Raw genomic sequence first — 14,412 nt, 5'->3', positions numbered from 1 at the left:
ATCCGGGGCGGGCGCGCGCCCGCCCCGGATCAGAACTGGTCCTGGTCGTAGTCGGTGCCGAACAGCTCGTCGGTGTGCGTCGCCCCGATCACCTCGGGCGTCGACTCCCCCAGCGGACCGGTGAGATCGTCGTTGCCGGTGCGGCTCTGGTACGGCTGGACGTTCCGCCCGTGCTCGTCGTCGCCGCGCTGGCCCGCGCCCGCCGCACCCGGCGCGCCGCCCATGAAGCCGGACGAGCCGGAGGTGGTGGTCGCCGCCGTGCTGCTCGGCGCGCCCGTGAGCGGGGTCCCCGTCATGCCTGGCATGCCGCGCAGCGGCGCGACCACCGCGTTCGGCGTCGGCACCGCCTTCGGCGTGCCGGTGCCGGTCGGCGTGCCCGGGGTGTAGCCGGGGTTGCCGGTGCGGGTGGGCGAGCCGGGCACGATGCCGGGCGTGCCGGGGGTGCCGCTCGGCGACCCGCTGGGCGTGACCGAGGCGGGGGTGGTCGAGGACGGAGTGCCCGAGGTCGGGGTGTCCAGCCCGGCGGCCGTGGTGGCCGATTCCACCTCGTCCTTGGCCTGCGACATGATCGGCTCGGCGATGTTCTGCATGACCGCCTGCGCCACCTCCTGCGGCGCGGGTCCGCCGCCGGGCGCGATCAGCTGGTTGACCGCCGCCGTCAACTCGGCCGTCTTCCCCGCCAGGTCGCCGCGGGTAGTGTTGGCGACCGTGACAGCCCGGCCCAGATGCTCGGTGGCCGTTGCCATCAGCGTCGCCTGCGCGGGCGGGGTGACGATCACCGGCGCCAGCGCGACCGCCTGGGTCGCGAGCGAGGAGGCGATGCCGAGCAGCTGGGCATTGCCCTGCTGCACCACGGCCGCGGCGCGCTGGGTGATCTCGGCGATGTCGACCCCGCGGGTGCTGGTCTCGGTGCCCTGGTTCTGCGCCTGCTGCCCCGCCACCTGCGCGTTGCGCGCCGCCTGGCCCTGCCACAGCTGGTCGACCGTGGTCAGGCTGCCCTTGGCCACCTGCATCGCGGTCTCGATGGCCTGGGAGGAGGCGCTGAGGATGGCGGTCGGGTCGAACGCGCCGAGCACGCCGGTGCCGAAGCTGCCGAGCAGCTCCAGGATCGGCTTCATGAGCAGGTCGACCCCGGGCAGCGCGGGCAGCGCGAGCCCGTTCAGCAGCGCGCCGACCGGGTCGGCGGGGAGCGCGGGCAGCGGCGCCGCGGCGGCGTCGGTCGCGCCGCTGCCGAGCAGCCCGCTGTCCCGCGCGGCCTGCTGCGCGCCGCTCGCGGCCGCGGTGAGCGCCGAGCCCGCCTGCTGCGCCAGCTGGTGCACGCCGTCCAGCGCGCCGGCGGCGGTGCCGAGCAGGGCATCGGCCCCGCTCGCGACCTCGGGCGGCAACCCGGCGAGGACATCCTGTTCGGCGCCGGGGCCCGCGAGCCCCGGCAGCCCGGCGGGCACCGTTGACGTGCTGCCCGGCTCGTCGGTGATCCGCTGCGACAGCACGAATTCGGGTGCATCGACCGGCTCCGCGTCGGCGGGCAGCTGCGGCAGCACCACGTCCTGGATCGCGTACCGCGACGGGTCGGCGGTCGCGGTGAGCACCTCGTACGCGAGCGGCTCCGGCTCCGCGGGCGGGGCGATCACGCCGCCCGCGTCCAGCGGCCTCACTGCATGCCCCCGAACACGGCGCCGCTCGCGGCCTCCTGGCCGTCGTAGGCGGCGGCCGCGTTGAAGGCGGAGTTGGAGAGATCGCCGACCTTGGCCGAGAGGTCGTTGATGTCGCGCGCCTGCAGCACCTGCGCGGCCGCGAACATGGCCAGGTAGTCGGCCCCGATCAGGCCGAAGACCGGCGTCAGCGCGGACACATTGGCCACCGCGTCGAAATTCCCCGCCCCGGCGATCTGCCCCGCCACCCCGGCATTCGTCGCGGCGAAATCCCGCACCCCGTCGGTGTCCACCGAGAGATCGGTCATCCGAGTTGCCCCCCCAACATCGTCGTACACGTTCGTGGGGTCAATATAACGCAGAGCCCTGGACCGATTCAGCTGCCGAATGTCCGGAAAAGTAGAACGTGTTGCAATCTAGAACAAGTTCTATATTGTCGTCGCCATGAAGGTCGCAGTGACCGGCGCCGCGGGGTACCTCGGCTCCAACCTCCTCCCCCTGCTCACCGACCGCGGTCACCAGGTGATCGCCGTCGACCGCGCCGCGCCCGCGGGCCCCGCCGCGGACGGCGTCACCTGGGTGAGCGCCGACGTGCTCGACCCGGACGCCGTGCGCGCCGCGATCGACGGCGCCGAGATCGTCTACCACCTGGTCGCGGTGATCACCCTGGCGGACCGGAACGACCTGGCCTGGCGGGTGAACACCAGGGGTGTGCGGGTGGTGGCCGAGGCCGCGCTCGCGGGCGGCGCCCGGCGCATGGTGCACGCCAGCTCCATCCACGCCTACGACCAGTACGCGTGCGGCGGCCGGATCGACGAGCGCTCCGGGCGCTCCACCGACGCCGGGCTGCCGGTCTACGACCGCTCCAAGTGGGCGGGCGAGCAGGAGCTGCGCGCGGTGATCGAGCAGGGGCTGGACGCGGTGCTCTGCAACCCGACCGGCGTCTACGGCCCCGCCGACCACGGCACGCCGCTCTCCCGGATCAACCGGACGCTGCGCGACGCCGCCCGCGGCCGGATCCCCGCCATGATCGACGGCGCCTTCGACCTGGTCGACGTGCGCGATGTCGCGCAGGGGCTGATCCTCGCGGGCGAGCGCGGCCGCACCGGGGAGAACTACCTGCTCGGCGGGGAGATGGTCCGGATGCCGGAGCTGTGCCGGGAGGCGGCGCGCGCGGGCGGCACCCGGGGGCCGCGCTTCACCATCCCGGCCCGCCCGATCGAGCGCGCCATCCCGCTGCTCGCCCCGGTCGGCAAGCTGTTCAAGACCGACATCGTCTCCAAGGCCGCGCTCGGCGCGCTGGTCTCCGCGCCGGAGGTCGATCACGGCAAGGCGAGCACCGAACTCGGATACGCCCCGCGCCCGATGCGAGAAACCGTCGGTGACCTGGTCCGGTTCTTCGCCGACGGCACCCTGCCGCCGCGCCAGGCGCCCGCGGACACGCTTGACACCGCCTAGAACGGGTGTTCGACTGATGGGGTGCGATGGCAGGGGCAGTCCCTCGACGCGGACGACGGCGCGCTACCCGGGCTGAGCCGGGCCGACTTCGTCCGCACCGTCCGCACGCCGGAGTTCGACGGCGTCACCTTCCACGAGGTGCTCTGCAAGAGCGCGCTGAACGAGGTGCCGGACGGCGCCAACCTGCCGTTCCGCTGGACGGTGAACCCGATCCGCGGCTGCTCGCACGCCTGCCGCTACTGCTTCGCCCGCCCGACCCACGAGTACCTCGAGCTGGACGCGGGCGCGGACTTCGACTCCCAGCTGGTGGTCAAGACCAACGTCGCGGCGGTGCTCCGGCGTGAGCTGCGCCGCAAGTCCTGGCGCCGCGAGCCGGTCGCGCTCGGCACCAACACCGACCCCTACCAGCGGGCCGAGGGCCGGTACCGGTTGATGCCCGGCATCATCCGGGCGCTCGCCGCCTCCGGCACGCCGTTCTCGGTGCTCACCAAGGGCACGCTGCTGCGCCGGGATCTGCCGCTGCTCGCCTCGGCCGCGAGCGAGGTCCCGGTGCGGCTCGCGGTCTCGCTCTCCATGCTCGACCCGGAGCTGCACCGCGGCCTGGAGCCGGGCACGCCCGCGCCAAGGGCCCGGCTGGAGCTGATCGCCGCGCTGGCCGACGCGGGCTTCGCGGTGAACGTCATGGTCGCGCCGGTGATCCCGTACCTCACCGACGGCAGCGAGCAGCTCGACGCGCTCTTCGGCGCGCTGGCAAGGGCCGGGGCGGAGTCGGCGACCGCCTTCCCCATGCACCTGCGCGGCAGCACCAAGGGGTGGTTCCTGGGCTGGCTCGCCGAGCACCACCCGGCGCTGCTGCGCCGCTACCGGCAGCTGTACGGCCGCGGCGCCCAGGTCTCCCCCGAGTACGCGGCCTGGCTGCGCGGGCGGATCGACCCGCTGCGCGAACGGCACGGGCTGGTGCGCGACAGCGCGGTCAGCGCACCGGCCCCGCGGCCGGAGCCGGGGCCCGCCCCGCAGCTCGCGCTCTTCGGCTGAGCCGATACCCGCGAGTACGCCGGACGGCGCGGGCCCGCGCGGGTACCTTGGCGGATGCGCCCCGAGCACCACTCGACGACGAGGACGGTGAGGCAGCGATGTCTGTGCCCCCCGAGCATCCGGCACCGGCCCGAGGGCCCACCCCGCTGGACCGCGTGGTGATCCGCTTCGCCGGCGATTCCGGCGACGGCATGCAGCTCACCGGGGACCGGTTCACGCACGAGGCGGCCGCCTTCGGCAACGACCTCGCCACCCAGCCCAGCTTCCCCGCCGAGATCAGGGCACCGCAGGGCACGCTGCCCGGGGTCTCCTCGTTCCAGATCCAGATCGCCGACCACGACATCCTCAGCGCGGGCGACCAGCCCGACGTGCTGGTCGCCATGAACCCGGCCGCGCTCGCCGCCAACCTGGCCGAGCTGCCGCGCGGCGCCACCGTCATCGTGGACACCGACGAGTTCACCCGGCGCAACCTGACCAAGGCCGGGTACGCCGGAAACCCCCTGGACGACGGCGCTCTCGGCGACATCGTGCTGCACCGGGTGCCGATGACCACGCTCACCGCGGGCGCGACCGAGGCGGCGGGAGCGGGAAAGAAGGACGGCAAGCGGGCGCGGAACATGTTCGCGCTCGGGCTGCTCTCCTGGATGTACGGCCGCCCGATCGGCGGCACCGAGCGCTTCCTGCGGGAGAAGTTCGCGCGGCGGCCGGAGATCGCGGAGGCGAACCTGCTCGCCTTCCGCGCCGGATTCGCCTACGGCGAGACCACGGAGAGCTTCGCCACCACCTACCACGTCGCCCCGGCCGCGCTGCCGCCGGGCACCTACCGGCAGGTCACCGGGAACACCGCGCTCGCCTACGGCGTGCTGACCGCGGGCAGGCTGGCCGGGATCCCGGTCTTCCTCGGCAGCTACCCGATCACCCCGGCCTCGGACATCCTGCACGAACTGAGCAGACACAAGGCCTTCGGCGTCACCACCTTCCAGGCCGAGGACGAGATCGCGGGCATCGGCGCGGCGCTCGGGGCCGCGCTGGGCGGCGCGCTCGGGGTGACCAGCACCTCGGGGCCCGGGCTCGCGCTGAAGAGCGAGACGATCGGGCTGGCGGTGATGACCGAGGTGCCGCTGGTCGTGATCGACGTGCAGCGCGGCGGCCCCTCCACCGGGCTGCCCACCAAGACCGAGCAGGCCGACCTGCTGCAGGCGCTGCACGGCCGGAACGGGGAGTCGCCGGTGCCGGTGCTGGCCCCGCGCTCCCCCGCGGACTGCTTCGCCACCGCCGTCGAGGCGGCCAGGATCGCGCTGGTGCACCGCACGCCGGTGCTGCTGCTCTCCGACGGCGCCATCGCGAACGGGTCGGAGCCGTGGGCGATTCCGCGGGTGGCCGAGCTGGCGCCGATCGACCCCGGCTTCGCCGCGCCCGACCCCGAGCACGAGTTCCTGCCCTACGCCCGCGACCCGGAGACGCTGGCCCGCCCCTACGCGGTGCCGGGCACGCCGGGGCTGGCGCACCGGATCGGCGGGCTGGAGAAGGCCGACGGCACCGGCGACATCTCCTACGACCCGGCCAACCACGACCTCATGGTCCGGCTGCGCCGCGCCAAGATCGACGGCATCGGCGTACCCGACCTCGAGGTGGACGACCCGGACGGCGCCGCCGAGGTGCTGCTGATCGGCTGGGGCAGCTCGTACGGCCCGATCGGCGAGGCCTGCCGCCGAGCCCGCCGCGGCGGCCGAGCGGTGGCGCACGCGCAGCTGCGCCACCTCAACCCCTTCCCGGCGAATCTCGGCGCGGTGCTCGGCCGGTACCGCACGGTGGTGGCGCCGGAGCTGAACGGCGGCCAGCTCGCGCTGCTGCTGCGCGCCCGCTACCTGGTCGACGTGGTGCCGTGGACCAGGACCACCGGCACCGCCTTCCCGACCGCCGAGCTGGTCGGGGTGATCGACGCGGCGCTGGACGGCTCGATCCGGGACCTGGAGCGGGACAAGGACTCCGCCGCCCGCGCGCGGGCGACCTACCGGACCGGGGGCACCCGATGACGATCACCGACGACCAGGCGCACTCCGGGCTCGCCCACGTGCCGCTGGCGTTGACTCCGCAGCAGGCCAGGGACTACACCACCGACCAGGAGGTGCGCTGGTGCCCCGGGTGCGGCGACTACGTCATCCTGGCCACGGTGCGCGGCTTCCTCGCCGAGCTCGGGCTGCGCCGGGAGAACCTGATGTTCGTCTCCGGGATCGGCTGCTCCAGCCGCTTCCCGTACTACCTGGACGCCTACGGCATCCACTCCATCCACGGCCGGGCGCCCGCCATCGCGACCGGGATCGCGGTGACCAGGCCGGACCTCTCGGTGTGGGTGGTGACCGGCGACGGCGACGCGCTCTCGATCGGCGGCAACCACCTGATCCACGCGCTGCGGCGCAATGTGAACCTGACCATCCTGCTCTTCAACAATCGGATCTACGGCCTCACCAAGGGGCAGTACTCGCCGACCTCGGAGCCGGGCAAGGTCACCAAGTCGACGCCGCTCGGCTCGGTCGACCACCCCTTCGACACGCTCGCGCTCGCGCTCGGCGCGGACGCGAGCTTCGCCGGGCGGGCACTGGACTCCGATCGAGCCGGGCTCTCCGAGGTGCTGCGCGCGGCGGTCGCGCACCGCGGCGCGGCCTTCGTGGAGATCCTGCAGGACTGCCCGATCTTCAACGACGGCGCCTTCGACGCGCTGCGCCGCGCGGAGGCGCCGCGGCACCTGATCCCGCTCCGGCACGGGGAGCCGCTGCGCTTCGGCGCCGAGCGCGAGTTCGCCGTCGTGCGTGCGGGGTTCGGGCTGGCGGTGGCGCGGGCGGACGAGGTCGACGCGGCGAAGGTCGTCGTGCACGACGCGCACAGCGCCGACCCCGGGTACGCGCACGCCCTGGCCCGGCTCGGCGACCAGGGGCTGGACCACGTGGTCACCGGCATTCTCCGCGACGTCCCGCGGCCGACCTACGACGACGGGGTGCGCGCCCAGCTCGCCGCCGCCGGAGCGCCGGGCGATCTCCAGGCGCTGTTGGACGGCCCCGAGACCTGGACCGTCCGCCCGGCCGAGCGCTGACCGCACCCGGCGCCCCACCACCCTGCGCCGCAGGCCCGGCCACGCGGCGTCGGACGACCGCGTTCCGGCCCGGGAGCGGGGCTCAGGCGTTCTTGGCGAAGCCGAGGTCGACCACGGCGGCGCGCTCCTGCTCGAGTTCGGCCACGCTCAGATCGATCCTGGCCCGGGAGAAGTCGTCGATCTCCAGGTCGGGCACGATCCGGTAGGCACCGTCGGCGCAGGTCACCGGGAACGAACTGATCAGCCCCTCGGGCACGCCGTAGGAGCCGTCGGAGGGCACCGCCATGGAGGTCCAGTCGCCCGGCGCGGTGCCGAGCACCCAGTCGTGGATGTGGTCGATGGCCGCGCTCGCGGCGCTGGCCGCGGAGGAGGCGCCGCGCGCCTCGATGATCGCGGTCCCGCGCTGCTGCACGGTCGGGATGAAGTCGCGCTCCACCCAGATCGGGTCGGCGAGCACCGCGCGGGCGTCCCGGCCGCCGATGGTGGCGTGCGTGATGTCCGGGTACTGGGTGGCGGAGTGGTTGCCCCAGACCGCGACGCGCGCGATCTCGGCGGCGGGCACCCCGGTCTTGCGGGCCAGCTGGGCGAGCGCGCGGTTGTGGTCCAGCCGGGTCATGGCGGTGAAGCGCTCGGCGGGGACGTCGGGGGCGTTGCTCGCGGCGATGAAGGCATTGGTGTTGGCGGGGTTGCCGACCACGAGCACCTTGACGTCGTCGGCGGCGACCGCGTTGAGCGCGGCGCCCTGCTCGGTGAAGATCGGGCCGTTGGCGGCCAGCAGGTCGGCGCGCTCCATCCCCGCGGTGCGCGGCCTGGCGCCGACCAGCAGCGCCACATTCGCCCCGGCGAAACCGGTCCACGGGTCGTCGCTGATGTCCACCGACTCCAGCAGCGGGAAGGCGCCGTCCTCCAGCTCCATCGCCACGCCCGCCAGCGAGGCGACCGCGGCCGGGATCTCCAGCAGCCGCAGCCGCACCGGGGTCCGGGCGCCGAGCATGGCGCCGGAGGCGATCCGGAAGAGCAGCCCGTAGGCGATCTGGCCCGCGCCGCCGGTCACGGCGACGGTGACGGGAGCGGGGCGCTCGGTGCTGGTCACGACGGACTCCTGTTCACCAGGGTGGACGGTCACCCCAACCCTACTGAGCCGCACCGCCGCGGGCCGCCGATGGTGAGCGAGCAGACAGCTCAGGCCAGGTCCGCGATCTCCCGGTCGCTGAGCACCACCGCGCGCCGGTGCCCGGCGTCCAGCGCGGCGCGCACCGCGCGGTAGAGCGGGCGCTGCTCCAGCGGGGCGTCGCGGGCCTCGGCGCGCAGCTGCGCCACCAGCACCGAGGAGAGCGCCAGCGCCGCCGCCAGCGGAGTGGCGGCCAGCGCGTCGGCCAGGCCGCGCAGCCCGAGCAGCGGCAGCTCCCTGCCCCTGGCCGCGCCCGCCTCGGCATCGGCGCCGCCGGTGTAGAGCGCGAGCGGGACGGTGATCGCCGGACCGCCCGCGGTGATCCGCAGCGCGACCCGGCTGATCCGGCCGGGCAGCACCAGCACCGCGACCTCGGTGGCCGCCGCGGCGTCCACCCGGCGCTCGCCGAAGGCGGTGCGGGCGTGGATCACGCCGCCGGCCAGCCACATCCGGCGGCGGCGCAGCGCCGCCACGGTGAGCACGGTCGGCGCCGCGATCACCAGGAACACCGCGAGCGCGGGCGCCGGGCCGAGCAGCGCCGCGGCCACCAGCGCCGCGACCAGCCCCGCCCCCGCCGCGATCAGCGCGAGCCTGCGCAGCATCGGGGCGTAGACCTCGGGCTCGACCAGGTCAAGCCCGACCGGCGGCCGCTCCGGGGCAGGCGCGGGCTTCGGGGCGGCGTCCTCGTGCGCGGCGTCCTCGTTCATCCTGCGCTCCTCTCCGGCTCAGCCGAGCTGATCGCGCAGCACGCCCGCGACCTCGGCCAGCGGCACCTGCCGCTGCTCCCCGTCGGCCAGGTTCTTCACCCCGATCGTGCCATCGGCGAGGTCACGGTCGCCGAGGACCAGCGCGAAGCGCGCGCCGGAGCGGTCGGCGGCCTTCATGGCGCCCTTCACCCCGCGCCCGCCGTAGGCCAGGTCGACCCGCAGCCCGGCGCCGCGCAGCTCCCCGGCCAGCACGACGAGCCGCTGCTTGGCGGCATCGCCGAGCGGCACCCCGTAGACGTCGCAGCGGGCCGGGTTGCCCGCCTCCCTGCCCTCCGCCCGCAGCGCGAGCACGGTGCGGTCGACCCCGAGGCCGAAGCCGATCCCGGAGAGCTCGAGGCCGCCGAGCTGCCCCATCAGCCCGTCGTAGCGGCCGCCGCCGCCGATCCCGGACTGGGCGCCGAGGCCGTCGTGCACGAACTCGAAGGTGGTCTTGGTGTAGTAGTCCAGGCCGCGGACCATGCGCGGGTTCACCACGTACGGCACGCCGAGCGCGTCCAGGTACCCGAGCACCTGCTCGAAGTGCGCCTTGGCCGATTCGGACAGGTGGTCGAGCATGAGCGGGGCGTTCGCGGTCAGCGCGCGGACCTCGGGGCGCTTGTCGTCCAGCACGCGCAGCGGGTTGAGCTGGGCGCGGCGCCTGGTCTCCTCGTCCAACGGCAGCCCGAGCAGGAACTCCTGCAGCAGCTCGCGGTACTGCGGGCGGCAGGTGTCGTCACCGAGCGAGGTGAGCTCCAGTCGGAAGTCGGTGAGCCCGAGCCCGCGGAACCCGGCGTCGGCGACGGCGATCACCTCGGCGTCCAGCGCCGGGTCGTCCACCCCGATCGCCTCGACGCCGACCTGCTGCAGCTGCCGGTACCGCCCGGCCTGCGGCTGCTCGTAACGGAAGAAGGGGCCCGCGTAGCAGAGCTTGACCGGGAGCTGGCCGCGGTCGAGGCCGTGCTCGATCACCGCCCGCATGACCCCCGCGGTGCCCTCGGGGCGCAGCGTGACGCTGCGCTCGCCGCGGTCGGCGAAGGTGTACATCTCCTTGCTGACCACGTCGGTGGACTCCCCGACGCCGCGCGCGAAGAGCCCGGTGTCCTCGAAGATCGGCAGCTCCACGTGCCCGTATCCGGCCAGCCGGGCGGCGCCGACCAGCCCGTCGCGCACGGCGACGAACTCGGCCGAAGCGGGGGGCAGGTAGTCCGGGACTCCCTTGGGCGCGGAGAAGCTGCTGGTCTTGGTCACGGTGGTCCAGTTTCCTCCACCGGGTGGCGCGGAGTCCAACCGGTTCCGCACAGGCGCGAGCCGCCTCCGGGCGAGATGGCACACTCGTCTACCGGAAGTCACGGAAACGGGAGGATCTGCCAGTGCCGAGCAACGAACAGCGACGGGCCGCGGCGAAGCGGAAGCTGGAGCGCCAGCTGGCCAACCGGGCGGAGCGGGCGCGCAAGCGCAGGCAGCTGACGATCGCGGGGTCGGTACTCGGGGTCGTGCTGGTCGCCGCGGCGGGCGTCGGCGTGTACTTCCTCACCAGGGGCGAGGACAGCACCGCCGACCAGGCCGAGGCCTCGCTCTCCAGCACCCCGGTCCCGGGCGAGCTGCCCGCCGTCGCGCCCAAGCCCGCGACCGTCGACTGCACCTACCGGGACGGGCAGAAGCCCGCGGACAAGCCGGTGCAGAAGCCGACCAAGACCACCGGCATCCCGACCACCGGCGCCGACGCCACGCTGAGCATCAGCGTCGACACCAGCCAGGGCCCGCTCGGCATCACCCTGGACAACGCGGCATCGCCGTGCACCGTCAACAGCTTCGCCAGCCTGGCCAGCCAGGGCTTCTACGACGGCACCAACTGCCACCGCCTCACCGCGAGCGAGGGGCTGAAGGTGCTGCAGTGCGGCGACCCCACCGGCACCGGAAGCGGCGGCCCCGGTTACGAGTACGACAACGAGTACCCGACCGACCAGTACGACCCGATGGATCCCGCCGCCGGCGAACCGGTTCCCTACCAGCGCGGCGTGCTCGCCATGGCGAACGCGGGGCCCGGCACCAACGGCAGCCAGTTCTTCCTGGTCTACGCCGATTCCCAGCTCCCGCCGCAGTACACGATCTTCGGCCGGGTGGACGACGCGAGCATGGCCACCCTGGACCGGATCGCCGCGGTCGGCACGGACAACGCGGGCGGCCCCGGGGACGGCGCGCCGAACCAGCCCATCACGCTGAACACCGTCCAGATCGACTGAACGACACGCAGATGACCACGCACATTCGTCGGCACATCCTGTAATCTCGACTGAGGAGCATTCTCGGTCGCGGGGCCTGAAGGGAGTTCCGCCGGTAGCCATTTCCCTACCGAGTGGTCCCTGGAGGTCCCGCGACGTTCGTCTGGTGCACCACCACATCAGATAACTGCGGCATCGGGGAGCAGCCATGGCCGAGGAATTGGACGACATCGGCAAAGAGACCGCCGCGGTGATGCGGACCATGTTGCAGATCGCGACCCTGGTCGCGCTCCGCACCAGGGAACGCGGTCAGAAGGAAGCCGAGGCCCGCGTCAAGGTCACCGAGGCCAGGATGAAGGAAGCCAGGGAGCTGCAGGTTCGCGAGGCCAGGGAATCCAAGTCCAAGGACCCGCGCAATGTCGAGCTGAGCAGGCTGATGGACCGCGCGCCGACGCCGTCGAAGGGGCTGTCGCTGGAGAAGGACAAGCTCGCGGCCGAGCGCGACTCCATCGGCATGGCGGCGGCCGAGTCCGCCGTCGCGGCGACGCCGACGATCCGCTACGACTCCGCGGAGCGCCGCACCGCCATCGCGCAGCACCTCGAAAGGCTCGGCGTGGCACCGGAACTCGCGGCCGTGCGGATGCTCGTCGAGGCGGGCCACGGCAGGCCGCCGGAGGAGGCGGTCCGCACCAGGCCGGACGCGCCGTCGGTGCAGCGCGGCGGCCGCGAGCAGGACCCGCGCGGCCTGCAGCGCACCCGGAACTGAGACCGCGGCCCGCGGGCGGTCTGCCACCGCCCGCGGACCGGGATCAGATCCGGTACTCCCCCATCGAGGGATCGGCGAACATACCCTGCTGCGGCGACTTCACCGGCAGCGGGTTGAGCATGTCCTTGTGCCCGTTGCGCACGCTGCAGTACTTGAACGGCCCGCGCGGGTCGAACAGCTTCGCCATGTGCGGGTCGGCGTGGTCGAGGAACCACACGCTCATGCCGGTCGCGCTGTCCAGCCGGTAGTGCTCCCAGGCGCGCCACAGCGCGTCCAGCCGGGCCGCCGCCTCGGCGTGCTTGTACCACTCCGGGCACCAGACGGTGTCCCCCAGGTCGGTGACCTGGCGCTGGTACACCACGCTCAGGTAGTTCTCCACGAACTCCACCACGGTCGCGTAGACCATGGGTTGCTGCTGCTGCGGTTCCGTCACAGCGGCCGCACCTCCTCGATCTGCCCCTGATCCTCGCCGGCGATCTTCTTGTCGAGCGACGGCGACCCGTAGAGGTCGGTGATCTCCGTCTTGCGCTGCGGATCGTGCTGCGAGATGGAGTTCTTCACTTCGGCAGCGTACTCGCCTTCCCACCACGGCACCGTCCGAACGAGTACCGGCGGCGCGCCGGAGGCGAACACGACGATCCGGCCGCGCGGCAGCTGGGCCAGGGCCTGCACGCTGAGCGTGGTGGACGAGCCGAGCGAGCGCGAATAGCTCTTGCCGCCCGAGGATTCCGAGACCGACTGCGAGATGGCGTCGTGCGAGCCGATCGCCTCGGAGCGCTCGCGCAGGAAGTTGGTGTCGTCAACCCCGCTTCCCAGCACCTTGATGTTCGCGGCGGCCCAGAGCGCGTTCATCCCGGCCTGCCCCCAGCAGCGCACGCCCTGCGCCCAGGACTGCAGCACCGTCATGACCACGATGCCGCGCGAGCCGAAGTGGCTGTACTGCTTGGGCAGGTCCTTCCAGCGCACCACGTTCGCGGCCTCGTCGAGCACCGCGAGCAGCGGGATCGGCAGCCTGCCGCCGCGCGACCTCGACGCCTTGCGCATCGCCACGTCGATCACCGCCTCGGTGAGCGCGCTCACCAGCGGCGACGCCGAGCCGCGGCCCTCGAGCGAGAGGCTGTAGAGGGTGCCGTTGCGCTCCAGGAACTCCAGCTCGTCGAATTCGCGGCGGTCGTCGCCGCGGGAGACCCACGGGTGCACGTTGGAGAGCTTGAGGCAGCGCACCATCTTCTTGGCGGTGCCGAAGATGCCGCTCTTCGTGCGCGGGTCGGCGTTGTACTGGGAGGACAGGCCGGAGGCGGTGAAGTGGTGCCTGGCCTGGCGCAGCAGCTCGATCGGCTCGGTGTCGAGCGGGTTGGTGACCCACTCCCAGATCTGGGTGATCGGGCGCGGATTCCCCGGCCCGTCGCCGACCGCGGCGGCCAGGAAGAGCCCGGCCAGCAGATCCTCGGCCTCGGGGTCGAAGAAGGCGTCGCCCTTGGCGTCCTCGCCGTCGTCGCCGTCGGCGAAGTGCCCGGCCAGCCGGGCGGCGCGCATCTCGCAGCCCTCGTGCGCGGCATCCACCCATTTGAGCGGGTCCCAGAACCAGGTGGGCTCCTCGCCCGCCACGTTCTGCGGGTCGAAGACGAAGGTCGGGCTGCCCTTGAGCTGCCTGACGTCCCGGGTGGCGTCCACCACGTCGCGCTTGTTCGAGGTGGCGAGGACCGGGCCGATGGCGGTGAGGATGGCCGGGATCACCCTGGACGTGGACTTGCCCTGCCGCGGACCCCAGATGTCCAGGTGCAGGTCCTCGTACGAGCCGTAGAGCATGACGCCGTCGGCGACGCCGATGCCGATCGGAACGCCCGGGCTGTCGTCGGCGCCGAGCCGCATGCCGAGCTGCTCGGCCTTGCTCCGCACCCCGGCCTCGGTGAGCGCGGCGATGGCGCCGCCGTTGCCCATCTTGTCGGCCCGGTCGTCCACGCCGAGCCTGCCGACCGCCGCCTTCTTGGCCCGGCGCTTGCGGAGCCAGACGAAGGCGACGACGGCGGCGATGACGAGCAGGATCAGCGCCGTGGTCGCGGGCGGCCAGCGGATCTCGCCCTTGACCAGCTGGATCACGATGTCGACCGGGTTGAACGGCATCGTCTGCGCGGGCGTCACGAAGCGGTTGCCCAGGTGCAGCGCGACGTACAGCGTGCCGAAGACCGCGAAGCCCGCGTAGACGGCGTACAAACCGAGGTCGGGACCCACCGCCGCGGGATCCTTGACCACGTTCTTCTTAGCCATGCG

13 protein-coding genes are annotated in these 14,412 nt (G+C 73.3%); 6 read left to right on the top strand and 7 right to left on the bottom strand.

What is annotated here, in order from left to right:
• Window positions 1-29 precede the first annotated feature (29 nt).
• Together ACFUUZ_RS05880 and ACFUUZ_RS05875 are read right to left on the bottom strand one after the other, a co-directional pair.
• Entirely contained in the window at window positions 30-1,655 is a 1,626-nt protein-coding gene (locus ACFUUZ_RS05880; protein ID WP_378692967.1) for a hypothetical protein, read from the bottom strand.
• Complete coding sequence (locus ACFUUZ_RS05875) at window positions 1,652-1,960, bottom strand: type VII secretion target (protein ID WP_378692966.1); 309 nt, start codon at window positions 1,958-1,960, stop codon at window positions 1,652-1,654. The genes ACFUUZ_RS05880 and ACFUUZ_RS05875 overlap by 4 nt, the downstream gene beginning before the upstream one ends.
• A gap of 136 nt (window positions 1,961-2,096) precedes the next feature.
• Between ACFUUZ_RS05875 and ACFUUZ_RS05870 the strand changes: the two genes are divergently transcribed.
• The 4 genes from ACFUUZ_RS05870 (at window position 2,097) to ACFUUZ_RS05855 (ending at window position 7,236) form a co-directional block, all read left to right on the top strand.
• Window positions 2,097-3,110, top strand: coding sequence for an NAD-dependent epimerase/dehydratase family protein (locus ACFUUZ_RS05870; RefSeq protein ID WP_378692965.1), 1,014 nt, complete (start codon window positions 2,097-2,099; stop codon window positions 3,108-3,110).
• Between the two features lie 21 nt (window positions 3,111-3,131).
• Entirely contained in the window at window positions 3,132-4,145 is a 1,014-nt protein-coding gene (locus ACFUUZ_RS05865; RefSeq protein ID WP_378692964.1) for an Rv2578c family radical SAM protein, read from the top strand.
• A 98-nt stretch (window positions 4,146-4,243) separates the two neighbouring features.
• Window positions 4,244-6,181 carry a 2-oxoacid:acceptor oxidoreductase subunit alpha gene (locus ACFUUZ_RS05860; RefSeq protein WP_378692962.1) on the top strand — a complete coding sequence of 646 codons (1,938 nt, stop codon included), beginning with the start codon at window positions 4,244-4,246 and terminating at the stop codon, window positions 6,179-6,181.
• A complete protein-coding gene (locus tag ACFUUZ_RS05855; RefSeq protein ID WP_378692960.1) occupies window positions 6,178-7,236 on the top strand; it encodes a 2-oxoacid:ferredoxin oxidoreductase subunit beta in 1,059 nt (352 codons plus the stop codon). Before ACFUUZ_RS05860 ends, ACFUUZ_RS05855 begins: the two co-directional genes overlap by 4 nt.
• Window positions 7,237-7,318: 82 nt before the next feature.
• On the opposite strand, the gene ACFUUZ_RS05850 is transcribed toward ACFUUZ_RS05855, so the two are convergent.
• From ACFUUZ_RS05850 to hisS, 3 genes are all read right to left on the bottom strand, one after another.
• Entirely contained in the window at window positions 7,319-8,329 is a 1,011-nt protein-coding gene (locus ACFUUZ_RS05850) for a malate dehydrogenase (RefSeq protein WP_378692958.1), read from the bottom strand.
• Window positions 8,330-8,418: 89 nt separating this feature from the next.
• Complete coding sequence (locus ACFUUZ_RS05845; protein ID WP_378692956.1) at window positions 8,419-9,114, bottom strand: hypothetical protein; 696 nt, start codon at window positions 9,112-9,114, stop codon at window positions 8,419-8,421.
• Window positions 9,115-9,132: 18 nt separating this feature from the next.
• A complete protein-coding gene (gene hisS, locus ACFUUZ_RS05840) occupies window positions 9,133-10,401 on the bottom strand; it encodes a histidine--tRNA ligase (RefSeq protein ID WP_378692954.1) in 1,269 nt (422 codons plus the stop codon).
• 122 nt (window positions 10,402-10,523) lie between these two features.
• On the opposite strand from hisS, the gene ACFUUZ_RS05835 reads away from it, so the two are divergent.
• The gene (locus ACFUUZ_RS05835; RefSeq protein WP_378692952.1) at window positions 10,524-11,396 is read left to right on the top strand and encodes a peptidylprolyl isomerase; all 873 of its coding nucleotides are present in this window, start codon (window positions 10,524-10,526) and stop codon (window positions 11,394-11,396) included.
• Between the two features lie 187 nt (window positions 11,397-11,583).
• Window positions 11,584-12,141 carry a hypothetical protein gene (locus ACFUUZ_RS05830; RefSeq protein ID WP_378692950.1) on the top strand — a complete coding sequence of 186 codons (558 nt, stop codon included), beginning with the start codon at window positions 11,584-11,586 and terminating at the stop codon, window positions 12,139-12,141.
• A 43-nt stretch (window positions 12,142-12,184) separates the two neighbouring features.
• Here the strand turns inward: ACFUUZ_RS05830 and ACFUUZ_RS05825 are convergent, their stop codons facing one another.
• The gene (locus tag ACFUUZ_RS05825) at window positions 12,185-12,574 is read right to left on the bottom strand and encodes a DUF4913 domain-containing protein (protein ID WP_378692948.1); all 390 of its coding nucleotides are present in this window, start codon (window positions 12,572-12,574) and stop codon (window positions 12,185-12,187) included.
• A complete protein-coding gene (locus tag ACFUUZ_RS05820) occupies window positions 12,571-14,409 on the bottom strand; it encodes a type IV secretory system conjugative DNA transfer family protein (protein WP_378692946.1) in 1,839 nt (612 codons plus the stop codon). Before ACFUUZ_RS05820 ends, ACFUUZ_RS05825 begins: the two co-directional genes overlap by 4 nt.
• Window positions 14,410-14,412 lie beyond the last annotated feature (3 nt).

The sequence above is a fragment of the Nocardia sp. NPDC057353 genome (assembly GCF_042667085.1).
Classification (GTDB): domain Bacteria; phylum Actinomycetota; class Actinomycetes; order Mycobacteriales; family Mycobacteriaceae; genus Nocardia.
The sequence above is the reverse complement of the archived record's forward strand: the minus strand, read 5'-3'. Positions and strand labels throughout refer to the sequence as shown.